Genomic DNA, 24,046 nt, shown 5'->3' with positions numbered 1-24,046 from the left:
GGTGCGTCGGCTCTCGTGCAGTGGAATAGTGAGTGTCAGGGGGGAAATCATGCATTTAGATGATTCAACATTAGTCACGCTCGGTCACGGGGTGCACGTTCTCACGCGAGGGGACACGGCTGTGCAATTCGGCCTCGACGCGACACGTAGCGGAATCGTGGACACGCGCGTCGCACCGGCGCTCGCTATGTCACTGCGCAGCACGAAGTGGCCGCTGACAATCAAGCAATTGCAGGACCAGCTCGTGGGCGAGTGCAGCGTCGATTCCACAGCGGCACGCTCGCTTATCGACGACTTGTGTGCCTACAACATTCTCATCCCCTCAGCCCGGACCACAGTGGCGCTGCTGGGCGCCACTCCCCTCGCTCAGGAGATCAGACGGGTGCTGGAGGCTTCTGGTGCGACAGTGCGGATTCGGCTGGCGGGGGAAGACACCCGCAGCTTTCTGAAACGGATGGCCGGCGCACCGCTCATCGTGGTTGATGGCGGAGGCGAATACGTGAAGTGGAGCCGGCCCCTCAAGGAGCACCGCAATTGGGTGGTTCCGGTGCTGTCCTTCGATTCGCGGGTGATCATCGGGCCTGTTGCCCGCCACCCGAGTCATGCGTGCGGCATGTGCGCGCACATGCATGTCAGCGACCGCGACGACCAATTCCGTGCGGCCGCCGATCAGTTGGAGATCCAGCCGCGAACGATCGATCCGGTCATCGCGGCTGCCGGGGCAGCAGCAGCGGCGCTGACCGTGCGCAGATTGGCGGGCATCCCGGACCCGCCCGGGATTGTGGGTGAGATGCCGAGCGCCGGGTGGGCAGCGGTGGTCGACCCGCTCGGCGCGCAGACGGTGTCGCTGCTGGACATGGAGCAGCACCCGCGGTGCCCAGTGTGCATCTCTGTCGGGAGTTAGCGGTAGTCCTCGAGGACATCTAAGAGATCGTCGCCGTACTGCTCCAGTTTCGCGGGACCGATGCCGGAGATGTCCAGCAGCTCATTCTCGCTCGCGGGCATGGCTTCCACGACGGAGAGCAACGTCGCGTCGGTGAAGATCATGAACGGCGGGATCTGGGCCTCGCGTGCGGTATCGAGGCGCCACTGCTTGAGCGCCAAGAACGCGGATTCGTTGTACGTCGGCTCGCAATCCTCGTGGCGGCCCAAGCTCTTCTCCGCTGGGGTGCCCAGCTGGTTGCCGCACACACGGCAGCGTTTCGCGCGCTTGAGACGCTCGGGGGCCTGCTCGACATCAAGCTGCGGGGCGATGCCGTCGAGGAAACGCGAACGCTCGCGGGACGCGCGGCCACCCTCCTGCCGGGCCAAGGACCACGACAGGTGCAGGTGCTCGCGAGCACGGGTAATGCCCACGTAGAACAGGCGGCGCTCCTCTTCGATCTGGGCGTCGCCGGCCTTGATCGCGTGCGAGATCGGCAGGGTCTTCTCCACCAGTCCGGCGAGGAAAACGGCGTCCCACTCCAGGCCTTTGGCGGCGTGGAGGCTGGCCAGGGTCACACCGTCCACAGCTGGCGGCTGCTTCGATTCCGCACGCTGCCGCAGGGAGGCCAGCACGCCCGGCATAGAGGTGGCTTCGCCGGTACTGACAATGTCGCCAATGAGCTCTACCAGGGCATTGAGCGTCTGCCAGCGCTCGCGCTGACGTGCGCCCTCAGGTTCTGTCGCAGACAGCCCCAGCGGCGCGAAGGCGGCTTTCGCAACAACCACCGGGTCGTCCGGGAGATCAGTGCGGTTTACGGCAGAGACCAAGACATTGATCGCTTCGCGGATCTCGGGGCGGGTGAAAAAGCCTTCGCCTCCGCGGACCTGGTAGACAATCCCGGCGTCGGAAAGCGCCTGCTCGAACACGGCCGATTGCGCATTGATGCGGTAGAGCACCGCGATCTCTTTAGCGGGCGTGCCGGACGCGATGAGCTTTTTGATCTCGGCGGCGATATCGCGCGCCTCCGACGGCTCATCCGGATAGGACGCGAACGTCGGTTCCGAGCCCGGCGCACGCATGCCCTCGAGCTCGAGGCGGGTGCCCGCTTCCCTGCCGGTGGCCTTGGAGATGACCGTGTTGGCGAGCTCGGTGACCTCCGGCGTGGAGCGGTAGTCGCGCTGGAGCTTGACCACGGTGCCGTGCGGGTAGGTGCGGGAGAAATTCAGCAGGTAGTCCGGGGTCGCTCCAGTGAAGGAATAAATGGTCTGGTTCGCGTCGCCGACGACGGTGAGATCGTCTCGCTGGCCCAGCCAGCCCTCAAGCACACGCTGCTGGAGAGGGGTGACGTCCTGGTACTCGTCCACCACGAAGGTCTGGTACTGGTTGCGGAATTCCTCCGCCACCGCCGGCGCATTCTCGAGCGCTCCCGCGACATGCAAAAGCAGGTCGTCGAAATCGAGGCCCATGCCATCCGGGCTGGTCTTCGACTCCTCGTAGCGCTTGTACACCGCAGCGACCTTCTCCGCTGAAGTCGGCGGTTCGCGGTGGGTTTTCTCGATGGCCTGCGCATAGCTTTCTGGCGTGACCAGGGAGGCCTTCGCCCACTCAATCTCGCTGAGCACGTCGCGGACGAGTTCCTTGTCCGGCTCGAGCCCTACCGTGCGTGTGGCGCGTGCGACGAGCGGGAATTTGTTGTCGATGAGCGTCCACGGCAGATCGCCCGCCACTTGCGGCCAGAAATAGCGCAGCTGGCGCAGCGCCGCGGCGTGGAAGGTGCGGGCCTGCACTCCCCCGATTCCCATCAAGCGCAGGCGGTCGCGCATCTCACCGGCGGCGCGGGAGGTGAACGTGACGGCGAGGACCTTCTGGGGGACGACGAAGCCCTCGTCGATCAGATGCGCGATGCGGTACGTGATGGTGCGGGTCTTGCCTGTGCCGGCACCCGCGAGAATGCACACCGGCCCACGGGGCGCAGTAGCGGCGACGCGCTGATCCTCATCGAGCTGACTGAGGTCGATCACGCTTTAATCATCCTCTTCCTCATGCCGAGCCTCGTCGAGATCGTCGGGATTCTCTGGCGCATAACGGATGTACAGCAATTTATCGCCCGGCTCGACAGTCTCCGCCTCAGGCGAATCAAGGCGGTACAGCTCACCGGAGCGGACCACGCCGAGCACGATATCGGCGAGGTGGCGCGGGTTGGCACCCACCTCATCGTCAAGGATCGGGCGCTCTGACACGGTGAAGCCAGCATTGGGGCTCAGCAGATCTTCTATCATCTCCACCACGGTCGGCGTGTTGGTGGCGATGCCGAGGAGGCGACCCGCGGTCTCCGAAGAGATGACCACGGAATCCGCACCGGACTGCTCCAGCAGGTGCTGGTTTTCGGCCTCGCGGACAGAGGCGACGATATTCACGCCCGGGTTGATCTCGCGCACGGACAGGGTGACCAGCACGGCAGTGTCGTCAGAGGACGGTGCGACCACCACGGAGCGGGCGCGGTTCACACCGGCGATCTTCAGCACATCCGACTTTGTGGCGTTTCCGTGAACGCACACCAACCCGCGGTTCTCCGCATGCACGAGAGCTTCGTTATCGCCGTCGATGACGACGATATTGGAGGGCGACGCGCCGTCGGCAAGCAATGCCTCGACAGCGGACCGGCCCTTGGTGCCGTAACCGATGATGATGGTGTGGTTGCGCACGTTCTTCCTCCACCGTTGAAGTTGCAGCGTCTTGCGGGAATCCTCCGTGAGCACGGACAGCGTCGTGCCGACGAGCAGCATCAGGAACGCTACACGCAACGGAGTGATGATGAAGATGTTGACCAGCCTGGACGTTTGCGTCACCGGAGTGACGTCGCCGTAGCCGGTGGTGGACAGCGACACCGCCGAGTAATACACGGCATCGATGAATGTCAGCGGCTCAGAATAGGCATCCTTGTCCATCCACACGATTCCGGCGACCAGGATCATCAGGATGATCGCGTAGATAAAGCGCCTGAAAATCAGCGTCCACGGAGTCGCCCGCGCCTCCTGCGGCAGGCGGATGACGTTGATGAGCGCATGGTCGGGCAGCGCGGTGAGTTCTTCACCGCGCAATCGGCTGCGGAAAGAAATCCGCGGCTGAAACGAAAACGCCATATCACGACTCTAAACCGGCCGGGGCCGCGATTCGCAGCAAGCCCTCCAGCTCCCCACGTTCCGGCAGGTCACTGGGCGAGAAGTCCTCGCCGGTGCGGACGTAGAAGAACACCGCGCGAATCGGCTTGCCATCCGCGGCGATCCGGCGCCAGGCTTCGCGGTAGACCGCCAATTGGAGTTTCGCCGCGCGCATCTCCGCCGCCTGGGGTTTGTTGCCCGTCTTCCAGTCGACGATGGTCCACCCGCCGTCTTCGTCCTGGAAGACCGCGTCGATGCGACCGCGGACAGTCGAAGTGCCCAGGTCGATTTCAAAGGGGTGCTCGATGTGCGCGGGGGCGCGCGTTGCCCACTGACTGGCGGAGAAATTCTCCTTCAGGCGGACCAACGTGGCGGCATCGACGTCGGGCTCGAGGTTGCCGGGCAGTTCATCGTCGTCAAGCAGGGGGCGCGCCCCGTAGAAGCCTTCGATCCATTCGTGGAATGCTGTGCCGCGCTTGGCGTAGGCATTCGGCTTGAACGGCACGGGGCGGCGGGCGCGTCGGGCGAATTGCTCGGGGTCGGCGCGCAGAGCGACGATGTCGGACGCCGTGAGCGTCGCCGGCATGACCACGGGAACGGCGGGACGCTGGGCGGCTTCGTGTTCTTCAATGAGCGCTTCGGTGTCGCGCTCCCACAGCGAGTAGAGCTCGCCATCGGCCAGCTCGGGCAGCTGCTCGCGCGCGGCGCGGACCTGCATCGCGGCGGTGACACTCGCGGGGTCGGCGGCATAGTGCGGCCACGTGCCTTCGCGGGTGGTGCTGGGGGTCTCTTCCTCTGTGTCTCCGCCCTCCCACCAGTGAAGGACCTGTGTGGCGGGGGTGTCGCCGGGCTGCATGAGCACATCTTTGAGCGCGAGGAAGTGCGGGTACGGGTCGGCTTGCTTCGCGCGGTCCGGCACCGTCGCAGAACCGGTGACCATGAGGCGTTCAGCGGCGCGGGTGACAGCAACGTAGAACAGGCGGGCCGATTCTTCTTCGAGCTCTGCTTTCTTGGTCTTTCTGTACTCGTCGGTGAGTTTCTGGAATTCGCTGCGGTCTTCGGCCGCGTCGAAGACGTCGTAGGCGTCATCGGGGACGTACTCGACGAAGGTCAGGAAGGTCTCGGTGGTCACGCTGTACGTCTGGGTGTCCGCGTGGACGACGGCGACGGTGTCCCACTCCAAGCCCTTCGCCTTGTGGGCGGTGAGGATCTGGACACGGTCATCGCTGGTGGTCACCGAACCTGGCTCGAGGCCGTCCTCGTGCTCGGCGGCAAGATCCAGATACGACAAGAATCCTTCGAGGTCCGCACCCGGATAGGACGCGACCACCTCGGCGAATTTGTCCAGGTGGACCGTGCCGGTGTTGGACGGGCGCGCCAGGACTTCGATGCGGATGCCGAAGATGGAAACGATGTCATCGAACAGGTCCGGCAGGCGCTTGCCCAGGCTGCGGGTGCGCAGGGCACGCAGCTTCGCCGCGAGAGCTTGGAGGCGCACCAGTCCTTCGGGCGAGTACCGCTCCGGCTCGCCCAGGTCGGCGACCGCATCGCCCAAGCCCACACTGCGCTCGTTTTCGCCGACTGCGTTCTCCGCGTTCTCGATCAGCTCCTCGAGCTGTACGCGAAGCCGCTCACGCGGATCAGTATCGGCGGGCAGCTCGTCCACGGCGCTCGTCCGGCGCTCGCCAGCGAGATTGGTGGCGCGGCTGGCCAGAGCCGAAATATCTTTCAGGCCCAGCCCGCACGCAGGGCCGGCCAGAATGCGCAGCGCCGCGGCCGAATCCTGTGGGTGGACCAGCATGCGGGCCACAGCGACGGTGTCCGCCACCTCCGGCACAGTGAGCAGACCGGCGGTGCCGACGATCTCATAAGGCACGCCGCGCTCTTCTAAGGCCTCCGCGATGGCCGCGGAGTGCTTGTTCTTGCGAACCAGCACGGCTGAAGAAACCGGTTTGCCCGCGTTCACACGGTCGTTGTAATCGGAAGCGAGCATGTCTGCGACCACTCCGATCTCTTCGTCCTCCGTGGCGTAGAAGCCCAGTTCCACACGGCCTGGCTGCGCGTCCGGCTTGGAGGTCAGCGGCTCGACGGCGCGCTGTCCGCCCTCCGGGGTGCCCAGGACCGCGGCGGAGACATTATTCGCGGTGGCGAGCACTTCCGGCGGATTGCGCCACGACGTGGTCAGCTGCGCCTTCGGGGCAGGTGAACCGTCCGGCAGCGGAAAATCGTCGACGAAGGCGGCCAGGTTCGCTGCCGTCGCCCCACGCCAGCCGTAGATCGCTTGCATCGGATCGCCCACCGCGGTGACGGTGAGCGGGTGCGCGTGCCGGGATACATCGTCGCGGTTCTCTCCGAAGAGGCTGCGCAACAGCACGCGCTGGGCGTGCGAGGTGTCCTGGTATTCATCGAGCATGACCACGCGGAAACGGTCACGCTGGGAGGCACCCACCGCCGGGTGATCAGCCGCCATCTGCGCCGCCACGGACATCTGCTCGTTGAAGGTGACCACGCCGCGCTCCCGCAGCTCGCGGCCAAGCTCGAGCGACATATCGGCATACGCGCGGCGCAGCTTCTGCCGGTCCACCCACTTCTGCACCGTCTGGTTGTATGCCTCCCCTTGGCGTTTACCGCGGGGCAAGCCAGCGAGGTTGGCCACGAAGGCATCGGATTCCTCCGCGATGCGCTCGCGCGGGAAGAGCTCATTGCCCATATTGGTGACCAGCCGCAGCAGCGTCTCCACGACAGTGTCCATGGCGGGGTTCTCCCCCACCCCGGAGAGCAATTCGCCACCGTGGTTGTTCACTACCTCCCACGCGATGGCGTGAAGCTCCGCGTCGGTGATCAGGCGCGCATCGGGCTCGACGGGAACGAGCAGGCCGTATTCGCGGATCAGGTTGCCGGCGTACGAATCATAGGTGGACACCGTCGGCGCAATGGCTGTAAGCGATTCCGCGAGTTTCCCCGTCGGGTCGAGGCGGCGCACCAGCTGTTCGTCGGCGGCGAGCTTCTCCAGGCGCGTGCGGATGCGTTTGCCCAACTCCTGCGCCGCCTTGCGGGTGAAGGTCAGGCCGAGGACCTCCTCCGGGCGGACATAACCGTTGGCCACGAGCCACACCACGCGCGAGGCCATGGTCTCGGTCTTGCCGGCACCAGCACCGGCGACGACGAGCAGCGGGCCAGGTTCCGCGCCAATAACGGCGGCCTGCTGGTCGGTGGGCATGAATTTCTCGCCCATGTAGCGCCACAGCGTTGTGGGTGGGACGACAGTGCTAGCCACGGGTGGTCACCTCTCCTTCGGGCTGGGCCGGGCAGATCGATTTCAGTTGGCAGAACGAGCAGTGGTCGCCGGTGACAGCACGCAGGGTGGGGCCCGTCATTTCGTCGACAAGCGGGCGGATCAGTTCCGCGAATTCGTCGAGCTGCTCGGCATCCTTCGGCGCCTGCGTGCGCACGGTGGGCTTCTTCGCTTTCGACGCAGGAAAGAACAGGGTTCCGCCGCCGACGTCCAGTGGTTTTTCGCCCGCGCCGGCGGTGACCACTGCGCCATCACGCCACACACCGCGGCTCAGCGCGAGCTGATAGCTGAGCAGCTGCGGGTGCTCGTCGACCTTCTTCTGCGCCGTCGCATTCTTCCCGGTCTTCAAATCCACGACCTGCACCGGGCCGTCACCGTCCGCGTCGCCCTCGCGCTCCAGCCGGTCAATGCGCCCGCCGATGGCTAGGCCCGGAGCGACCTCCACATGGACCGGCACCTCCACGCCGAGCTGGGAGAATGTCCCGCGAGTAGAGTCGATCCACTGCCCGCATCGCTCGAGCACCGCAGTGAATTCAGCCAGGTCGTTGGCTTCCTTCCACGGCGGAACGCTGAAGAGTGCACGGTAGGCGGCGATCGTGTCGGCGCGGGCGAGATCTGGGTCCACACCGTTTCCGAGCGCCTCGAAGAAATAGTGGATGAGCGTGCCGCGCGTCATCGCATCGTTGACAGCGGGCGCGATCTCGCGTTCCAGCACGCCGCGCATCGGGCATTCCAGCAGCCCCTCAATGCGCGAGGGCGACAGCCGCTTCGGGGGCGGCAAGGGCTCGCTTATCGACGCCTCCGTTGTCCCCCACCACTGCCCCGGGTCCGCCGCGGCGATACCGACCTCCGCCAACCGCGCCAGCTGACGTGCCGCCTGCAAGCGTGTTTGTTCGCTGGATGCCTCGTCGGTGAGCGCACGGCGTAGTTCCGCCACGATGTCTTCGACTGCCAGCACCCGAACTGCGTCGGCATCGGCGCGCACCTCACTGCCGACGGTGTCGAAGAGCGCTGGCACCTCCACGCCCTCCGCGGCGACGCGCTCCTGCGCAGTGATGGGCGCCGCAGCGATCTCTTGCGGGACAATCCCGAATTCCGCGGCGAATTCGGCGATGAAGCGCGAAGGTTCCACCACCTCGTCGCCGTCCTCCGAATGCACCGCGGTGACCACGACCCGGTCGGTCGCGCGACTGACCGCGAGGTGGAACAGATGGCGCTCCTCTTTCAGGCGGTCAGCGATGTGGGAGACCGGCGTGGCTGGGTCGATCCCTTCGTCCACTAGGTCCACCAGATCCTCCTGGCGCATGAGCGTGCCAGTCTCACTGAGCGTGGGCCATGACAATTCCTGGACCCCGGAGACGATCACGCGCTTGAATTCGCGCCCCGCCGCACCGTGCGCGGTGAGCAGCGGCACGGCATCCGGGGTGGCGGTGCGCCGGTCGCGCACGCCGGTGGGCAATTCCTGCTCCTCGATGTGCGCGATAAAAGACTCCACGGTGGCACTCGGGCGCCGCTCCGTGAAATCGCCTGCGGCGTCAAACAGCGCCATCATCGCATCCAAGTCGCGGTCCGCCTGCGAGCCTGCGGCACCGCCACGCAGCGCGATCGCCATGAGGCTGTCCGCCAGTTTCGTCGCCGACCAGATCGCCCACAGCACGTCCTCGACACTGCCGCCCTCTCCTAGAGCCGTGCGCCCGGCCTCGAGCACGCTGCGGATGCGGTTCAGAATCGCAAGCTCCCGATCCGTGAGCACCGAGCCGAAATCGGGCAGCTCTTCGTCCAACGCGAGCAATTCCGAGAGCGTCACTTCAGCGCGGGTGTCCGGCTTCCACCTGCGCAGCCCACGCAGCAGACGGCGCAGCGTGACCGGGTCTGTGCCGCCGACGGGCCCGAGCAGCAGATCACGCCATTGGGCCATGCTCAATGGTTCGGTCAGCGCTTTTAGACCCAACAGCATCGCAGCGACGATGCGCTGTTCCGCCAGCACCACATCAGTCGGGTTCACTGCCACTGGAACACCGGCTTGCAGCAGCGCCCGGCGCAGCGACTCGATCATCCCCACCGAGCGCACCACCACGGATATATCGCGCCAGGCCACGTTCTCTTCGAGGTGCCAACGCCGAAGGCGGTCCACCACCGCAGCGTGGTTGACAGCAGTACTCGGTGCGATCACCGCTTCTGCTGTCGGATGGCGCTTTGTCGCCCCCAGATCGATCACTTCTGCGCCGTCCAAGTCCCGGAAGAACAGCGGGGACGCACCGCGGAAACGGAAGACCGACTGCTCCTCGTCGCCGCCGATGACAGTGAGCTCTGCTTCCTGCGCGAGCTGGCGTACCAGTTGAGCCGAAGCCGGATCGAGGTGCTGAGCGTCGTCGACGATGACGGTGTGCCATGTGCGCGGTAGCGGCGCCCGCACGGCGGAGGCGACTAATTCCGATGCCGAATAGCTGCGCGCACCGTAGAGAGCCATGACGTCCTGGTACTCAGCGAGAAAATCGCCCGCCGCCGACCAGACCGGAATCCCGTGACGCTGCCCCAAGTCGCGCAGGTCGCTCGGCGTGAGCGTGCGCTCAACGGCGCGGAGCAAGAAATCGCGCAATTGGCGGGCGAAACCGACCATCGGCAGCGCAGGGCGCAATTCTGCCGGCCACGTTCCGCCACCGTCGGCAGCATGGCCCTGCAGCAGCTCCCGGATGGCGAAGTCTTGCTCCGCGCCCGAGATCAAACGGATCGGCTCCGCCTCCGCGCTGTGATCCTCATCGCCCAACCGCACGAGCGCGAAAGCCAGCGAGTGAATGGAGCGCACAATCGGTTCATCGGCGACGAAACCGGAGGCCGCGAGCCGGTCAGACAACTCCGCACGCACCCGCGCACCGGGTTCCTTGGAGGCGGTGAGAAACACCACGCCGGCTGGGTCAGCCCCACCGCGGATTTTCGCCACCGCAGTGTCGATGAGGAAACTGGTCACGCCCGCACCGGCCGCACCAGTGACCTTGAACGCCCCGCGGGAGGGAAGCTCCACCGGCCAGACGCGCTGGTGAACAGTCCGTTCCCGGCCCACCAAATAGGCCTGCGGGTGCGGCGGGAGATTCAGGCCTGCGTTGTGGGCGTCGTTCGGCTGCGTCATGCCCTACAGTGTGGCATCCGCCCCGGACACGAGCAGCCCCCGAACACGCTCAATCTTCGAACCCATGTTCGATAATCCGCCGAATTCCCTGTTCAGAATCTCTCGATAATCAAGTGCGCGCTCACACATGAATATCAAGTCGGGCACATGGGACCACCTGCTCAGCACGGCATCGTCGACGGCGTCGGCCAAGAGGCCGTCGATAAGCGTCAGCGCTGCGCTGTAACCGTGCGGCCGCGCGCTGTCGGCGGGGACGAAATCGGTGAGCGCGGGCGGCAGGGAGCCGGAAAAGAGACAGCACGCGAGGAAATCGGTGTGCACGAACTGCAATTTCTTGCCTTGCGGAAGGCGCCCCTTCCATGCGGCGCGGTCAGCGCGCGCCCATGCGTCGTTGCGCTCGAGCTTGGGGGCGGGGAAATAGGACACGGCGTCGTCGAACCGAAGAGCCGCGGAAATCGCCTCGTCAACGCGGTGCCCCGGCTCGCCCTCGACGTAATCGGTGGCGTGGAAACCCGCGACCGTGAAGCGGCCGTCAGTGGAGCGGACCGGGCGGGCGACGCGGACGCCGGGAACCGTGACTTTCTCCCGCACCTTCGACGACCATGCGGCGTGCGCCGGCGCTTCGGAAATGACAATGCGACCGAAACGCACTCCGTTGCCCCACTCCGGGCCAAGCGGGAGCGGTTGCGACTCATCGACCTGGAACGACGTTAGAACATGCCCCGGAATCGTCATCGACACGCCCCTCCCCTAGACCGTCGCCGGACGCGGGTACGGCCACGGGTTGGCGCGGCACGTGTCGTCGTTATCCGGGTAGACCTCTTCCGGCGCGAGCTGGAACAGTTCCTTGTTATTCAAGCTCAGCGTCTGCTGCATCATCACCGGGGCGAGCTTGCCGTCCTCACCGCATGGCTCGTGCTCCGCGTAGCCCAGCGCGTGCCCCACTTCGTGGTTGATCAAGTACTGGCGGTACATGCCCAAATCGCCGTTATACGGCGCGGCACCGCGGACCCAACGGGACTCGTTGATGATCACCCGGTCACCGTCCGCTTCCGTATAGATACGGCAGGACGTCTCGAGCCCGATGTCACTTCCGCAGGTCTCACGAGTCGTGCCCACGGAGGTCAGCTGGATGCGCAGGTCCGGATCATCGGACGAGGAGACATGCTCGAAACGGAATCGCGGATCGTTCGTCCAGCCGCGCGGATCCGACAAAGTGGCGTCCACCATCGCAGCGAAAGAATCGTCGCCGCCGTAGCTGGAGGTGTCAATGCCGTCTTCCACTTCGGTGGAAAAGCGCACGACCTTCTCCTCGCCCTTCCCGTGATTCATGCCGAGCGAGCCGACGGGCCGGTACGTGCCCTTGCCCTGCTCGGCGAACGGGCCACCGGGCGGAAGCTCCGTCATCGCGACCTGGCCTTCCGGCATGTCCGGCACCGTCACGCGCGGCTCGTCGGTGGTGTCCTCAATCCCCTCCGTCCCGCGCGAGGTCGTCCCAACAGTCTCCCCCGCAGGAGTGTTGACGATGCTCCAGATCACCAGCGCAGTCACCACCACCAGCACCGGGATCGCATAAGCGCGCCAACCGTAAGCATCGGCGAATCGCGCGAACGCGGATCGGTCCGCCCCGCTGTGGCCAGCGGCGGGTTCGTAAGCGCCGTCCATGCGGCCGTCGGGGTGGTAGGTCATACGTTCAATCTATCGTGCATTTAGCCGGAAAAGCCGACAGCACGCGGGGTGGAGTTGCCCAATTCGACGTACAGGATGCGCTCGGTACGCACGACGTACTTCATACCGCGCTCGTCGTCGAAGGAGACAGTCGGAGCGCCGGACTCGATCGCCTGCGTAACTTCGCCGAGGATCTCGTCCTGCCCCTTCGGGGAGGAAATGGAGAGTTCGCGGTGGGAGTCAGCCAGTCCGATCTTGATTTCCATGCTGTTTTTCGTCCTTTACTTTTCGCTCTATTCTTCGTGCCGTCGCCGGCGATGGTCATATTGTAACGAGGGGCAGTTAAGATGTTCACGTGCCCGATCGTTCTGTACAGCAGCCCCAGCAGCCGCCGACGTTCGCCGAGCTCGGCGTCGCCGCGGAGATCGTCGGGGCGCTCGCAGACAACGGGATCGAGCGGGTCTTTTCCATCCAAGAGCTCACCCTCCCCATCGCGTTGACCGGCCGGGATTTGATCGGCCAGGCCCGCACGGGCATGGGCAAGACTTTCGCTTTCGGCGTCCCGTTGCTGGACCGTGTCTTTGACGACGCCGCTATCGAGGAGCTCAACGGCACCCCGCGCGCACTCGTGGTCACGCCCACGCGCGAGCTCGCCGTTCAGGTGGGCGAAGACCTCACGCTCGCAGCGAAAAACACGCCCATTCGCTTATCGACGATCTATGGCGGCCGCCCCTACGACGAGCAACTCGCCGCCCTCAATGACGGTGTCGACGTCATCGTCGGCACTCCCGGCCGCCTTCTGGATCTTCACCAGCGGGGCGATCTGGACTTAAGCCACGTGGCGATTCTGGTTCTCGATGAAGCCGACGAGATGCTCGACCTGGGCTTCCTCCCCGACATCCAGAAACTGTGGGCTGCGCTGCACCAGCCGCTGCAGACGATGCTCTTCTCCGCCACCATGCCGGGGCAGATCCTCACCCTGGCACGGTCGATGATGAATAAGCCGCTGCACATCCGTGCTGAGGCCACCGAGTCCTCCCAGGTGCACGACACCACCAAGCAGGTCGTATTCTGCTCCCACAAGATGGACAAACCCGAGGTCACCGCCCGCATTCTTCAGGCCGACGGCCGCGGCAAGACCATCATTTTCACCCGCACGAAGCGCACCGCCGCCGATGTCGCCGAAGACTTGGCCGGCCGTGGTTTCCCCGTCGGCTCCGTTCACGGTGATTTGGGTCAGGAAGCCCGCGAGCGCTCCCTCGAGGCTTTCCGCAACGGCACAGTGGAGATCCTCGTGGCCACCGATGTCGCCGCCCGCGGCATCGACGTCGACGATGTCACCCACGTGATCAACTACCAGACTCCTGACGACCCAATGACCTACGTGCATCGCATCGGCCGTACCGGCCGCGCGGGCCGCACCGGCACCGCCGTCACCCTCGTCGGTTTCGATGAGGGCGCGAAGTGGAAGCTCATCAACGACGAGCTCTCACTGGACACGCCTGAACCCCCGACGTGGTTCTCCACCTCCCCGGAGCTGCGCGACGCCCTCGATATTCCCGACGACGCCCGCTCCAACGTCGGCCCGGCCCGCCCCGTTCACGGCGTGCGCAGAAAGCGCGGCGATTCCCGTCCCGACCGGAACCAATCCCGATCTCGATCCAAGAGGAGGCGACGGTGAGTAAAGCTACGCTACGCCGCACCCGCGGCGACCTCATCGCCACTGGCGTCATCACCGCCGTGTCTGTTCTTGCCCTGCTCATCGCGTTTTTCACCGCGCCGATCCGCAAGGACGAGCTCACCCCCGCCGCTGAGGAGATCCCCAACGGCGGGATACTCGCCATCGCCCCGAATGACCTTTCCGAGGGCCCTACCCTGCACGACGACGCCCCTAACCCGCGCCCTGTCACCGTCGCCGGCATGATCGCCACCTACGACAAAGACAGTGGCACCATCACCGCCTCCACCCCGGACGGCGAGGAGAAGTGGAGCTACACCCGCGGCCCCGAACTGTGCGGCATGGCTTCTGCATGGGATGAAGTCGTGGCTGTCTACCGCACCAATATCGGCTGCGGCGATGTGGTGGCCATCAAAGCCACGACCGGCCAGTATTCCCACACCCGCTCCGCGATCGCGCCCGAGCAGGTCGCCATGATCTCCTCGAACGACCGTGTCGGCTACGCCGCCCCGTCGCGCTCCGAGATCTGGCGCAACGACCTTGTCCGCACCGTCGAATACGGCGAGGTCGAGGCCCCGCAGGAGCCGGACTTCCAGCCCAACGAGGGCTGCACCATCACCTCCGCGCTGACCCGCACCGAATTCTTCGCCGTCACCGAGAAGTGCGAGGACGGTTCCTGGCTGCGCATGCAAAAGGCCACCCCGGAGGACTCCCGCAAGCCTGAGCTTCACGAGTCCGTCGAGATCGCCGACAACGCCTACCTCGTCGCTGTGGGCCAGGAAGCCGCCGCCGTCTACGGCCCGGGATCCTCGAAGGTCACGTCCTATAAACAGGACGGCACCCAACTGGCCAGCTCCCAGGTACCCCAGTCTGACCTGCTCAGCGACTCACCGATCGGGATTGCCACCGTCCAAGTCGCCGATCTGCCGCACCACATGAGCTACTTCGACGGCCAGAATCTCATGCTTCTCGACCCCGAAACCCTCGAAGTAACCACCATCTTCTCCGACGCTCTCGGCACCGGCTTCGGAGCCGGCGACCGCCTCGTCTACCCCACCGCCGAAGGCATCGCCGTGGCCAATTGGGATACCCAATCCGTCGACCACGTCATCCCCGTCGACCGCCACGGCTACACCGGCCCGGTCTCCATCGCCTCCGCCGGCGCCACCGTCGTTGAAAAGCGCGGCACTGAGATCGCGGTCCTCGACCTCGTGCAGTAGCTCCCCCGCCCCCGCTCCGCTCAGCGCGCCGGGCACCAGGAGCCCGGAGCCCCCTCGCGCCACCGCCGGTGATTCTGTTTACATATTCGCCCGATCAGCATAGGAGCCAAAACGCTCTGAGCAGGAACTATAGCCAGGCACGCATATCGCGGATGTAAACAGATTCACCAGCCCCCGCTCACCAACGCCCGCTCACCCGCAACCAGCTCTATTTACCGCGCCGCGCATCGAACGCGGCAGTGGCCCACTGGGTGGACACCGGGTGCAGCGCGCACACGAGCGTGATCGCGGCGGCGAGGAGGGTGATCACGCCGATCGACGTCGCACCGCCCATGAACATGTAGAAGGCGATGCCGAGCAGCAGCACGTTCATGAACACGATGATGCTGCGGCCCCACTGGTTGCCGCGCAGGATGTTGATGCCGCCGTAGGCCATGGGCCCGAATGTGCACAGGATGAACAGCGCGGTGCCGACACCGACCAAGGCGAAGGCGGAGGTCTCGGACTGGACGAGGGATTCGTCGGCACCATTGGTGATCTGCACATACGCCAGGTAAATGCCGTAGCTGATCGCCACAATGCCTTCGAGCACGGCCATCACGGCCGCCGCCTTCATTAGCGCGGGTGCTTCCGCCGTCGCGCGGGCGGCTTCAGGGCTGGGCAGGTTCTTCTTCGGTTCCGGGGCGTTCGCATTCACGCCTTCATCCTAAAGCCACGGCAGTCGCGAGCCCGAAACCCCGCCCCGGCAGCCAACCCAAACCACAGGCGATTTGACGTAGTGCATCCGGTCACATCTCACAGCATTGCTTGATATACCCTGTTCACGCTATTTTCAGCAGGCGTAGACCTCCCCGCCACACCGCCCCGCAAGCCCCCGAAACAGATAAAAACCGCGGAGAAATTATGATTCCGGTCACAATTTGGCGTTTACCCCTAGCGGGATGTATGTAAACGTGTCATTATTCTCGGGTAGCAAAAACAAAGAGCTAGTTACCTAGCCACTAACTCCAAGCCACCACGGAGTTAAGTTCCGGTAAACGGAAGACGGGTCCCGAAGCCACCGGGAACACCGCCCGCTCATCGCCGGAAATCATCTGCTTGCGCAAACCCTGACCCAAGCCAGGTTTCATTGTCGCGCCACCGTGCGCGCATTCATTCCTGCGCCTGTCGACGGGCTTGTTAGTGGTGTGCACGCTTCATGACATTTCTCGACATCCGACGCACTACCTACCCGAAGACCCAGAAGGAGACTGATCACCATGGATTGGCGCCACGAAGCAATTTGCCGCGACGAAGACCCCGAACTGTTCTTCCCGGTCGGTAACTCCGGCCCCGCACTGTCCCAGATCGCACAGGCCAAGCTTGTGTGCCACCGCTGCCCCGTCACCTCCCAGTGCCTGAAGTGGGCTCTGGAGACCGGCCAGGATGCCGGCGTCTGGGGTGGCCTGTCCGAGGAGGAGCGCCGCGCCCTCAAGCGTCGCAACAAGCAGCGCAACCGTCAGCGCGTCTCTGCTTAAGCCACGCGCGAACCGGCCCAAAAGCGGACCAATTACCGCTGCCGGGCCGGTGCCCGATAAAGTGGACTGACAGTTAGATCAGTTCCGTATCTTTGGCCCAAGGAGGTCGTTATGAGCAAGCGTGGTCGTAAGCGCAAGGACCGCCGCAAGAAGAGCGCTAACCGCGGCAAGCGCCCCAACTCCTAAGAGTTGAGCGCATACAAGAACTCCTTCCCACCGAATACAAGGTGGGAAGGAGTTCTTTGGTTTTACACCTAGCAGCTACTCGTATCGCCGGTAAGTGATCGAAATGGACTGCACAATGCGTTGACGCAGACCCTCGGGCGCCTGGTCCTGGCAGTTGCAGCGGCGGACGATCTGGCGGATCTCAGTCTCAGATTTGAGCCAGGCAAAGCTCTCGGGGCAGGTCTGGATGATCTCGCGGATCTCGGCGACTCGCGCCGCAGGGGTGTCGGTATCGAAGTATTCGCAGAGTAGCGCGTGTGCGCGTGCTGGTTCGATATTGCAGTCGCCCATTATTTCTGCTCCTCCAGACCAATACCTTGTTCGTTCGCCACATCTTTCAACAGTTCGCGGAGCTGTTTTCTTCCCCGGTGGAGTCGCGACATGACGGTGCCGAGCGGAATGTCCATGACTTCGGCGATTTCTTTGTACGCCAGGCCTTCGACATCGGCGTAATAGACGACCATGCGGTAGTCGTCGCTCAGCGAGTTCATGGCTTCGGCGATTTGCGCATCCGGCAAGTTCTTCAGCGCCTCAACCTCGGCGGATTGCAGGCCGGTCGAATCGTGCGAGCTGGTGGTGTACAGCTGGCGGTCGGTGACATCCTCGGCGGAGGTCTCGATCGGGCGGCGCTGCTTCTTCCGGTACGAGTTGATGTACGTGTTCGTCATGATCCGGTACAGCCACGCTTTGAGGTTCGTACCTTCTTTGAAGGAGTCGAACGCTTTGTAGGCCTTGAGGTAAGTCTCTTGCACCAGGTCTTCAGCGTCTTGTGGGTTGCGCGTCATGCGCAGCGCGCCGCCGTAGAGCTGGTCCAGCAGCGGCATCGCCTCCTCGGTGAAGCGCTGTTCGAGATCGGTGTGGGCCATGGGTGCCATCTTAGCGGTGATCAGCGAGCGCTAGGCTTGGCGCCTATGGCAGCGAAGACTCAGGCATTGGAAGCCCTCAAACAAGCTGGAGTGGACCACGAGGTGCTCAGCTACACCGCGGGCACGGACCATTTCGGGGAGCATGCGGTGGAGCAGCTGGGACTCGATGCCACGCAGACGCTGAAAACGCTGGTCATTCACCACGAGCGCGAGTACGCGGTCTGCTGCGTACCGGTCGCTGGTCACCTGTCGCTCAAGCATGCGGCGAAGGCTCTGGGCTGGAAGAACGCGGAGATGGCGGACCCGAAGGTGGCGCAGCGCCTCACCGGCTACATCGTGGGAGGCATCTCGCCGCTCGGCACGAAACAGCAGTTGAGCACGCTTATCGACGCCTCCGTCGCCCACACCGATACCATCACCGTCTCGGCGGGCCAGCGTGGTTTGTCCATCGCGATGTCGCCGACTGATCTGGCAGAACTATGCAGTGCCCAGTTCGCGGATATCGCGGCTGAGTAGCACTCCTACCCCACTGGTTCGGTGCTCATCGGGCCGTCGCCGGTGAGCTCGGCGTGTTCATTGCGGATATTGCCCACTTCCTGCGCCGCCGGGCGCCACTGCAGCTGATCGGCGACGCGGGAGGGGTGGACCAATTCGAGCGCCTCCTCCGGTGAACCGTGCACCCACTGCTCGATTTCCTCAGGCTGCAGGAAGAGCGGGAGGCGGTGGTGCAGCCAGGCCATATTATCGGTGGCGTCGGTGGTGACCATCGTGGTGGAGAGTTTGTCCAGCCCGGTCTCCCACAGCGCGGCAGCGTAGAGCAGGCCTTCTTTGGGGCGCACGAAATACGGCTGTTTGCCGGTCTTCGTGCTGGCATCGGCTTTCCACTCGTAGTACCCGTCGAGCACCATCAGGCCGCGGCGGGCTTTGAAGGCGGAGCGAAACGAGGGCTTCTCGGCGACGGTCTCGCCGCGAGCATTGAACAGCGGTGGGCCGGTCTCGTCCTTCTTCCAGGTGGGGAGAAGGCCCCAACGGGCAGAGTCGATCTGGGCTTCAGCACCGTCGACGCGGATCAGGGGCACTTGCTGCGTGGGCCCGATGTTGTAGCGCGGCGGCGGGGTGCCGTCGGGCGCGAGCACTTCGGTCACGCCGGGCAGCGTGCCGACGGCCGCGATCAGGTCGTCGCCGGTGGTGAAGAGAACGAAACGTCCGCACATGCCTTCCCATTATGCCCGCGACTAGCTCGGTAGGATGGCCCGCATGACGCAATTGTGGCCAGCGCCGTTTCACCCCGAGCCGTTCACTAGCACTGTGCTGGTGCCCGGCTCAAAGTCGATCACCAACCGGGCGTATGTGCTCGCTGCTCTCGCCAGCGAGCCGAGCACGCTCGTGGGGGCACTGCGTTCGCGCGACACGGATTTGATGCAGGGCGCGCTCGAAGCCATGGGCGTGGAATTCACTCTCGACGGCGACACGCTCACGGCCACGCCGGGCACGCTCACGGGCGGCACAGTCGACTGCGGTCTCGCGGGAACGGTCATGCGTTTCATTCCGGCAGTCGCGGCATTCGCGAACGGCGCGGTCCACGTCGACGGCGATGAGCAAGCGCGGGTCCGCCCAGTGGCCACAGTGCTCGATGCGCTCCGCGATGCGGGAGTGGACGTTGAAGGCACTGCCCTCCCCTACACCGTCAACGGAACGGGGTCGGCGAAGGGAGGACGGATCGAGATGGATGCGTCGAAAAGCTCGCAGTTCGTCTCGGCTCTGCTGCTCGCGGGCGCGCGTTTCGACGAAGGCCTCCACATCGTGCACACCGGCGAGCGGGTGCCGTCGACACCGCACATCGAGATGACTGTGGAGATGGTGCGCGCCGCCGGCGTGGAAGTCGAATCCAGTCTGACGGAATGGATCGTGCGCCCGGGCCCGATCAAGGGCGGCACGTGGGTGATCGAACCGGATCTGTCCAATGCCACGCCGTTTTTGGCTGCGGCGGCTGTCACCGGCGGAACGGTGAGCGTACCGCACTGGCCGACCACGACGAACCAGGCCGGCGACGTCATTCGGGACATCCTGACAAACATGGGCTGCGACGTGCGCATGAGTGGCGAAGAGACGGACAAGACGCTCACCGTCACGGGCCCGAAGCCCGGTGAGCTGCAGGGCATTGAGCTGGATATGGGCGATATCGGCGAGCTCACGCCGACGGTCGCGGCGCTGGCCACGCAGGCAGCCAGCCCAAGCGAGCTGACCGGCATCGCGCACCTGCGCGGGCACGAGACGGACCGCCTGGCCGCGCTCACCGCGGAAATCACGGCGCTCGGCGGCCAGTGCGAAGAGCTTGACGACGGCCTGCGCATCACCCCCGCTGCCTTGCACGGGGGAACCTGGCATTCCTACGCCGACCACCGCATGGCCACCGCCGGCGCGATCATCGGGCTGACCACCGACGGCGTGGAAGTCGAAGACATCGGCACGACGGCGAAGACGCTGCCAGGCTTTGAGACGATGTGGACGGACATGCTGCATGGCTAGGCGCGGCGGACGGGACTTCTCCAGCTACGACGAATCGGACGTGAAAGTCCGGCCGGGCAAGGGCTCGCGCCCGCGGTCAAAAGACCGCCCGAAGCACAAAGATGCAGTCGTGGGCTTGGTGATCACGAAGGACCGCGGCCGCTGGGGCGTCGTGCTGGAGGACGGCACGCGCGTGGTGTGCATGCGCGCCCGCGAGCTGGGGCGCACGTCGATCGAGGTCGGCGACCGCGTCGGCGTCGTCGGCGACACAAGCGGGGTGAAGGACACGCTCGCCCGCATCGTCAAGCGCGAGGAACGCACCTCCGAGCTGCGCCGCACCGCCGACGACACGGACCCGTACGAGCGGATCGTCGTGGCCAATGCGGAGATCCTGCTGATCGTCTGCGCTGTCGCTGATCCCCCGCCACGCACAGGCTTCGTGGAGCGCGCGCTCGTCGCCGCATTCGTCGGCGGTGTCACCCCGGTTGTCTGCCTGACCAAATCGGATTTGGCGGACCCCGGCGAATTCGAAAAAGAGCTCGCGGATTTGGACGTGGAGGTCCTGCGCACGGGCATCGACAACGATATCGCGGCGTTGCTGGGGCGTATCGACGGCCGCCTTTCCGCCGTCATCGGCCATTCCGGTGTGGGCAAGTCGACGCTGGTCAACCGCATCGTCCCGGATGCCAACCGCGAGACGGGCGAAGTCTCCGGCGTGGGCAAGGGCCGTCACACGTCCACGCAGTCGGTGGCACTGGAATTGCCGGATAGCCACGGCTGGATCATCGACACCCCCGGCATCCGGTCCTTCGGCCTGGCGCACGTCTCACCAGACCAGGTGATCGAGCCCTTCCCAGATTTGGCGGAGGCGGCGGAGCGCTGCCCGCGCGGCTGCACGCACGCCGGTCCCCCGGCGGACCCGGAGTGCGCGTGGGACGACTTCGACCCGGACTCCGTCATCGGAAGACGTGTCCAGGCCGTGCGGCGCCTGCTCGTGGCGCTGCGGATCAACGAAACAACCTATGACTAACGACTGGTATTAGGCCAGCTAGATGAACTGACCGTGGACGTTGATTGAGGTTCAGGAAGCCTTTAAGTTTGTGCAGTAATTCTTGCACGGTTATCATGCAGGAAATACTGCACGATTCTTGGAGGTTCAATGTCACCGCGCGAGTACCAGCACCCGAAACCCGATGAAATCACTTTGGCCAAGGTGCTAGCTGCCTTGAGCGACCCAACCCGGCTGGAGATGATCCATCGGCTAGCCGACGGGCAGGAACACGACAGCCGCGGGCTCGCAGACGATCTGCCTCGGTCGACGCTGACCTACCACACACGCATGCTGCGTGAGGCTGGAGTGACGTGGACCCGGGGTGAAGGACGCGCGTGTCTGATCCGGTTGCGGCGCGACGATCTGGATCAGTTGTTCCCCGGTGTGCTCGCGGCTGTTATCGCCAACGCAGGTTCCGAAGTGGGTAAGGAATGATGAGTCGGCTGTGGCCCTTCGTGTTGGGGAGCGTCGCGCTCGGCCTGGATGCCTACGTCGTCGCAGGTCTACTTCCTGCCATCGCCTCATCGCTGGGTGCACGGGAAGCTACTGTCGGACTGGGCGTTGCGGCCTTCACAGGCTCCTACGCGATCGCTGGGCCTCTGCTGGCCGGGCGAGCCGGACAGCAGTCCCGGCGTAGCCTGGTCATCGCCATATTAGTGTTCACAGTTGCGAACTTGGCTACGGCCCTGTCGCCGACAGTGTGGCTTTTCCTGGGGTCTCGTGTGGCGGCTGGCGTGGCAGCGGGCGTGTACTCACCACTGTCGTCCGCAGTTGCCGCAGAGCTCGTGGGGCAACATCGTCGGGGGCGTGCACTGGCTTTGGTTCTTGCCGGCTTGGCAGTGGGTACGGTGTTCGGAGTGCCGATCGGTCTGGCCCTGGCGCAGCAGTGGGGTTGGCGTGCCGCGTTCCTGTTGATCGTGGTCATCGGTGGCACTGCACTGACAGGAATAACGCTGCGCGGCGGAGAATTGCCAACGATCGCGGCCTCTGGCGCTGCAGAGCGATTGAGGTCCATCGCCCGCCCGAAGAATCTCCTCACGGTCACGGTAACGCTACTGACCGGCTGCGCTTCTCTGGGGCTTTATACCTACCTGACCGTCGTACTGTCCGCGGGAAGCCTTGCGTCGCATCAGACCATGGCAATTTGGGTTTGGGGGTTCGGTGGAGCGGTCGGAGCGTTGGGCATCGGGCGTTTCGTGGACAGGTGCAATCCGCTGCGGCTTAGCGCTTTCATCCTCACTGGCCTCACCTGTGCGCTAGTCGGTATGACTCTGGGGCAGGTCCCTGGGATCGTGGTGGTCAGTCTTTTCGTCTGGGGACTGTGCGGTTGGGCTTCTCTCGCACCCCAGCAGCATGTACTGCTCCAGACGAATCCTGCTGATGGTGCTACGGCGGTGGCTGCGAATGCGTCGGCGAACTATTTGGGCTCGGCGCTGGGTGCGGTCATTGGCTCACTGTTGGTCGCTGCGCATGCGACGCCTGCCATGCTGTGTGGTTCCGCGGCGGCACTTGCAGCAGTCGCACTGCTCTGCCAGCTTGCTCGCCAGCGCATGGATTCCGAGTCGTAGACGTGCATCCCAACGTCGCGTTCAGCCAAGGCCACCAGCCCCACGCGGTCTACAGGAGCCAGACTCCCATTTGACGATTCACCAACGTGCCCCGTCGGCACTGCTACAGCAGCTCGACGAGGAAGGACAGCTCGTCCGGGTGGTAGAACGCCAGGTAGTTGTCCTGAGCGTCGCCCACGGCGAGTTCGGCATCTTGGTCGCCGAGATCGGCGGCGTCGATAAGCTCAGTGGCTTTTTTCGTGGCTTCTTCGGCAGCGGCGATGTCGACATGGATCGCGGCGACATCCTCGCGGTTGATGGCCACGGACAGCTTGACCACGGACTCGCCCATATCGGGCTGCGGGACGGCGTCGACGTCGGCGGAGATGACCACGCGGCGGTGTGGGAAATCCGGCTCGTCGCCGATGGCGAGCAGGCGCAGGGAGGCCAGCGCGGCATCGTCGAATGCGACGGCCTCGATCTCCTCCTCGTCGCCGGAGGTGAAGAACTCGACCAGTGCCGGCGTCGCGGCGAAACCCCAGCCGCTGCGGGCGTGAATGGTGCCCTCAGCGTCGAGCTCCTTGAGCATCGCGAAGGTGGCGGGAATGTAGACGCGCACTAGAACTCGCCCTCGATGCCGTAGAGGGACTGAATTTCCACCACAGTGCGGTCGAATGCGGTGTGCAAGATGCCGATGAGGCCCGCTTCAACAGCGCCACGGACGTTGAGGATGTCGTCGTCGATCATCGTGCAGTCCTCCAGCGGCATGCCGATCGCATCGGCGGCTGCCTGGAATGCGGCCTTTTCCGGCTTTTCCGCGCCGACCTCGCCGGAGAGGATCACAGCGTCGACGTGGCCGCGGAACTCCCATTCGCGGATGGCGTCTGCCTCCGGGCCGCCCGGGTCATTGGACAGGATGGCGGTGCTGATCTCGTTGGCCTTGAGCTCTGCAAGCAGCGTCTGCCAGCGCTTGATGTCCTCGGCGTCCGCGTCGAGCACGCCAGCATAATCGATAATCAAACCCTGCATCAACGACCTCGTTTCCTCGCTTTGTTCTTCATTGTCTACTTCAGTAGACATCAACGACCGTGTTTCCAAGGACAACCGGTCCGGATTCCGGCACAATACTACCTAGCCCACGCCGCGTCTGCCCCTGGGGTGAAGCGCCGCGGAACACTGAATTTTCAAGAATCTGTTCTCGCTGGCGCACGCACACACTAGGAGGCTAGATAGATGTATTACCCCGTTCCCGGTCTCA

Annotated in this window: 23 protein-coding genes; 10 read left to right on the top strand and 13 right to left on the bottom strand. The window is 64.6% G+C overall.

The window, feature by feature from the left end:
• Nucleotides 1–49 precede the first annotated feature (49 nt).
• Nucleotides 50–904 carry a hypothetical protein gene (locus tag ACUY2Y_RS06275; RefSeq protein ID WP_448325267.1) on the top strand — a complete coding sequence of 285 codons (855 nt, stop codon included), beginning with the start codon at nt 50–52 and terminating at the stop codon, nt 902–904.
• Here the strand turns inward: ACUY2Y_RS06275 and ACUY2Y_RS06270 are convergent.
• From ACUY2Y_RS06270 to ACUY2Y_RS06240, 7 genes are read right to left on the bottom strand one after another with little or no spacing between them, the layout of a single operon-like run.
• The gene (locus tag ACUY2Y_RS06270) at nt 901–2,946 is read right to left on the bottom strand and encodes an ATP-dependent DNA helicase UvrD2 (protein WP_448325266.1); all 2,046 of its coding nucleotides are present in this window, start codon (nt 2,944–2,946) and stop codon (nt 901–903) included. The two genes, ACUY2Y_RS06275 and ACUY2Y_RS06270, sit on opposite strands and share 4 nt — an antisense overlap.
• A 3-nt stretch (nt 2,947–2,949) precedes the next feature.
• Nucleotides 2,950–4,068 (bottom strand): potassium channel family protein, encoded by a 1,119-nt coding sequence (locus tag ACUY2Y_RS06265; RefSeq protein ID WP_448325265.1) that lies wholly within the window; start codon nt 4,066–4,068, stop codon nt 2,950–2,952.
• A gap of 1 nt (nt 4,069) precedes the next feature.
• Nucleotides 4,070–7,321 (bottom strand): ATP-dependent helicase, encoded by a 3,252-nt coding sequence (locus ACUY2Y_RS06260; protein WP_448325298.1) that lies wholly within the window; start codon nt 7,319–7,321, stop codon nt 4,070–4,072.
• Nucleotides 7,322–7,355: 34 nt separating this feature from the next.
• Nucleotides 7,356–10,508 (bottom strand): PD-(D/E)XK nuclease family protein, encoded by a 3,153-nt coding sequence (locus ACUY2Y_RS06255; protein ID WP_448325264.1) that lies wholly within the window; start codon nt 10,506–10,508, stop codon nt 7,356–7,358.
• Nucleotides 10,509–10,511: 3 nt separating this feature from the next.
• Nucleotides 10,512–11,243 (bottom strand): hypothetical protein, encoded by a 732-nt coding sequence (locus tag ACUY2Y_RS06250; RefSeq protein ID WP_448325297.1) that lies wholly within the window; start codon nt 11,241–11,243, stop codon nt 10,512–10,514.
• Between the two features lie 15 nt (nt 11,244–11,258).
• The gene (locus tag ACUY2Y_RS06245; RefSeq protein WP_448325296.1) at nt 11,259–12,173 is read right to left on the bottom strand and encodes a DUF3152 domain-containing protein; all 915 of its coding nucleotides are present in this window, start codon (nt 12,171–12,173) and stop codon (nt 11,259–11,261) included.
• 44 nt (nt 12,174–12,217) lie between these two features.
• On the bottom strand, nt 12,218–12,442 hold the full coding sequence (locus ACUY2Y_RS06240) for a DUF3107 domain-containing protein (RefSeq protein ID WP_210574136.1): 225 nt from the start codon (nt 12,440–12,442) through the stop codon (nt 12,218–12,220).
• A gap of 89 nt (nt 12,443–12,531) precedes the next feature.
• Between ACUY2Y_RS06240 and ACUY2Y_RS06235 the strand changes: the two genes are divergently transcribed.
• Together ACUY2Y_RS06235 and ACUY2Y_RS06230 are read left to right on the top strand one after the other, a co-directional pair.
• On the top strand, nt 12,532–13,857 hold the full coding sequence (locus tag ACUY2Y_RS06235) for a DEAD/DEAH box helicase (protein ID WP_448325263.1): 1,326 nt from the start codon (nt 12,532–12,534) through the stop codon (nt 13,855–13,857).
• Complete coding sequence (locus ACUY2Y_RS06230) at nt 13,854–15,074, top strand: Rv3212 family protein (RefSeq protein WP_448325262.1); 1,221 nt, start codon at nt 13,854–13,856, stop codon at nt 15,072–15,074. The genes ACUY2Y_RS06235 and ACUY2Y_RS06230 overlap by 4 nt, the downstream gene beginning before the upstream one ends.
• A gap of 208 nt (nt 15,075–15,282) precedes the next feature.
• Here ACUY2Y_RS06230 and ACUY2Y_RS06225 read toward each other — a convergent pair whose 3' ends face one another.
• Nucleotides 15,283–15,771, bottom strand: coding sequence for a hypothetical protein (locus tag ACUY2Y_RS06225; protein ID WP_448325261.1), 489 nt, complete (start codon nt 15,769–15,771; stop codon nt 15,283–15,285).
• 562 nt (nt 15,772–16,333) lie between these two features.
• Here ACUY2Y_RS06225 and ACUY2Y_RS06220 point away from each other — a divergent pair.
• A complete protein-coding gene (locus ACUY2Y_RS06220; RefSeq protein ID WP_076599812.1) occupies nt 16,334–16,591 on the top strand; it encodes a WhiB family transcriptional regulator in 258 nt (85 codons plus the stop codon).
• A 111-nt stretch (nt 16,592–16,702) separates the two neighbouring features.
• Nucleotides 16,703–16,777, top strand: coding sequence for a 50S ribosomal protein bL37 (locus tag ACUY2Y_RS06215; RefSeq protein WP_095066802.1), 75 nt, complete (start codon nt 16,703–16,705; stop codon nt 16,775–16,777).
• Between the two features lie 75 nt (nt 16,778–16,852).
• Here the strand turns inward: ACUY2Y_RS06215 and ACUY2Y_RS06210 are convergent, their stop codons facing one another.
• Together ACUY2Y_RS06210 and ACUY2Y_RS06205 are read right to left on the bottom strand one after the other, a co-directional pair.
• Nucleotides 16,853–17,107 carry an anti-sigma factor gene (locus ACUY2Y_RS06210; protein WP_259900886.1) on the bottom strand — a complete coding sequence of 85 codons (255 nt, stop codon included), beginning with the start codon at nt 17,105–17,107 and terminating at the stop codon, nt 16,853–16,855.
• Nucleotides 17,107–17,682: a sigma-70 family RNA polymerase sigma factor gene (locus ACUY2Y_RS06205; protein ID WP_210574141.1), complete on the bottom strand. Its 576-nt coding sequence runs from the start codon at nt 17,680–17,682 to the stop codon at nt 17,107–17,109. The genes ACUY2Y_RS06210 and ACUY2Y_RS06205 overlap by 1 nt, the downstream gene beginning before the upstream one ends.
• 45 nt (nt 17,683–17,727) lie before the next feature.
• Between ACUY2Y_RS06205 and ybaK the strand changes: the two genes are divergently transcribed.
• Entirely contained in the window at nt 17,728–18,198 is a 471-nt protein-coding gene (ybaK, locus tag ACUY2Y_RS06200; protein ID WP_448325260.1) for a Cys-tRNA(Pro) deacylase, read from the top strand.
• Nucleotides 18,199–18,203: 5 nt separating this feature from the next.
• Here ybaK and ACUY2Y_RS06195 read toward each other — a convergent pair whose 3' ends face one another.
• Nucleotides 18,204–18,896: an SOS response-associated peptidase gene (locus ACUY2Y_RS06195; protein ID WP_448325259.1), complete on the bottom strand. Its 693-nt coding sequence runs from the start codon at nt 18,894–18,896 to the stop codon at nt 18,204–18,206.
• Between the two features lie 43 nt (nt 18,897–18,939).
• Here ACUY2Y_RS06195 and aroA point away from each other — a divergent pair, with 43 nt between their 5' ends.
• From aroA to ACUY2Y_RS06175, 4 genes are all read left to right on the top strand, one after another.
• The gene (gene aroA / locus ACUY2Y_RS06190) at nt 18,940–20,211 is read left to right on the top strand and encodes a 3-phosphoshikimate 1-carboxyvinyltransferase (protein WP_448325258.1); all 1,272 of its coding nucleotides are present in this window, start codon (nt 18,940–18,942) and stop codon (nt 20,209–20,211) included.
• Nucleotides 20,204–21,220 carry a ribosome small subunit-dependent GTPase A gene (rsgA, locus tag ACUY2Y_RS06185; protein ID WP_448325257.1) on the top strand — a complete coding sequence of 339 codons (1,017 nt, stop codon included), beginning with the start codon at nt 20,204–20,206 and terminating at the stop codon, nt 21,218–21,220. The genes aroA and rsgA overlap by 8 nt, the downstream gene beginning before the upstream one ends.
• Before the next feature lie 195 nt (nt 21,221–21,415).
• Nucleotides 21,416–21,676, top strand: coding sequence for an ArsR/SmtB family transcription factor (locus tag ACUY2Y_RS06180; RefSeq protein ID WP_448325256.1), 261 nt, complete (start codon nt 21,416–21,418; stop codon nt 21,674–21,676).
• On the top strand, nt 21,676–22,809 hold the full coding sequence (locus ACUY2Y_RS06175; RefSeq protein ID WP_448325255.1) for an MFS transporter: 1,134 nt from the start codon (nt 21,676–21,678) through the stop codon (nt 22,807–22,809). Before ACUY2Y_RS06180 ends, ACUY2Y_RS06175 begins: the two co-directional genes overlap by 1 nt.
• A gap of 103 nt (nt 22,810–22,912) precedes the next feature.
• Here ACUY2Y_RS06175 and ACUY2Y_RS06170 read toward each other — a convergent pair whose 3' ends face one another.
• Together ACUY2Y_RS06170 and ACUY2Y_RS06165 are read right to left on the bottom strand one after the other, a co-directional pair.
• A complete protein-coding gene (locus ACUY2Y_RS06170) occupies nt 22,913–23,407 on the bottom strand; it encodes a DUF6912 family protein (protein WP_448325254.1) in 495 nt (164 codons plus the stop codon).
• A complete protein-coding gene (locus tag ACUY2Y_RS06165; protein WP_259900912.1) occupies nt 23,407–23,868 on the bottom strand; it encodes an HAD family hydrolase in 462 nt (153 codons plus the stop codon). The genes ACUY2Y_RS06170 and ACUY2Y_RS06165 overlap by 1 nt, the downstream gene beginning before the upstream one ends.
• Between the last annotated feature and the right edge of the window lie 178 nt (nt 23,869–24,046).

The sequence above is a fragment of the Corynebacterium sp. 20-84 genome (assembly GCF_053479455.1).
The sequence above is the reverse complement of the archived record's forward strand: the minus strand, read 5'-3'. Positions and strand labels throughout refer to the sequence as shown.

Bases quoted from the DNA above. Each gene is read 5' to 3' on its own strand.
- ACUY2Y_RS06275 (WP_448325267.1), top strand. From the start codon at position 50: ATGCATTTAGATGATTCAACATTAGTCACGCTCGGTCACGGGGTGCAC.
- ACUY2Y_RS06265 (WP_448325265.1), bottom strand. From the start codon at position 4,068: ATGGCGTTTTCGTTTCAGCCGCGGATTTCTTTCCGCAGCCGATTGCGC.
- ACUY2Y_RS06260 (WP_448325298.1), bottom strand. From the start codon at position 7,321: ATGGGCGAGAAATTCATGCCCACCGACCAGCAGGCCGCCGTTATTGGC.
- ACUY2Y_RS06255 (WP_448325264.1), bottom strand. From the start codon at position 10,508: ATGACGCAGCCGAACGACGCCCACAACGCAGGCCTGAATCTCCCGCCG.
- ACUY2Y_RS06250 (WP_448325297.1), bottom strand. From the start codon at position 11,243: ATGACGATTCCGGGGCATGTTCTAACGTCGTTCCAGGTCGATGAGTCG.
- ACUY2Y_RS06245 (WP_448325296.1), bottom strand. From the start codon at position 12,173: ATGGACGGCGCTTACGAACCCGCCGCTGGCCACAGCGGGGCGGACCGA.
- ACUY2Y_RS06240 (WP_210574136.1), bottom strand. From the start codon at position 12,442: ATGGAAATCAAGATCGGACTGGCTGACTCCCACCGCGAACTCTCCATT.
- ACUY2Y_RS06220 (WP_076599812.1), top strand. From the start codon at position 16,334: ATGGATTGGCGCCACGAAGCAATTTGCCGCGACGAAGACCCCGAACTG.
- ACUY2Y_RS06210 (WP_259900886.1), bottom strand. From the start codon at position 17,107: ATGGGCGACTGCAATATCGAACCAGCACGCGCACACGCGCTACTCTGC.
- ACUY2Y_RS06205 (WP_210574141.1), bottom strand. From the start codon at position 17,682: ATGGCCCACACCGATCTCGAACAGCGCTTCACCGAGGAGGCGATGCCG.
- ybaK (WP_448325260.1), top strand. From the start codon at position 17,728: ATGGCAGCGAAGACTCAGGCATTGGAAGCCCTCAAACAAGCTGGAGTG.
- ACUY2Y_RS06195 (WP_448325259.1), bottom strand. From the start codon at position 18,896: ATGTGCGGACGTTTCGTTCTCTTCACCACCGGCGACGACCTGATCGCG.
- aroA (WP_448325258.1), top strand. From the start codon at position 18,940: ATGACGCAATTGTGGCCAGCGCCGTTTCACCCCGAGCCGTTCACTAGC.
- rsgA (WP_448325257.1), top strand. From the start codon at position 20,204: ATGGCTAGGCGCGGCGGACGGGACTTCTCCAGCTACGACGAATCGGAC.
- ACUY2Y_RS06175 (WP_448325255.1), top strand. From the start codon at position 21,676: ATGAGTCGGCTGTGGCCCTTCGTGTTGGGGAGCGTCGCGCTCGGCCTG.
- ACUY2Y_RS06165 (WP_259900912.1), bottom strand. From the start codon at position 23,868: ATGTCTACTGAAGTAGACAATGAAGAACAAAGCGAGGAAACGAGGTCG.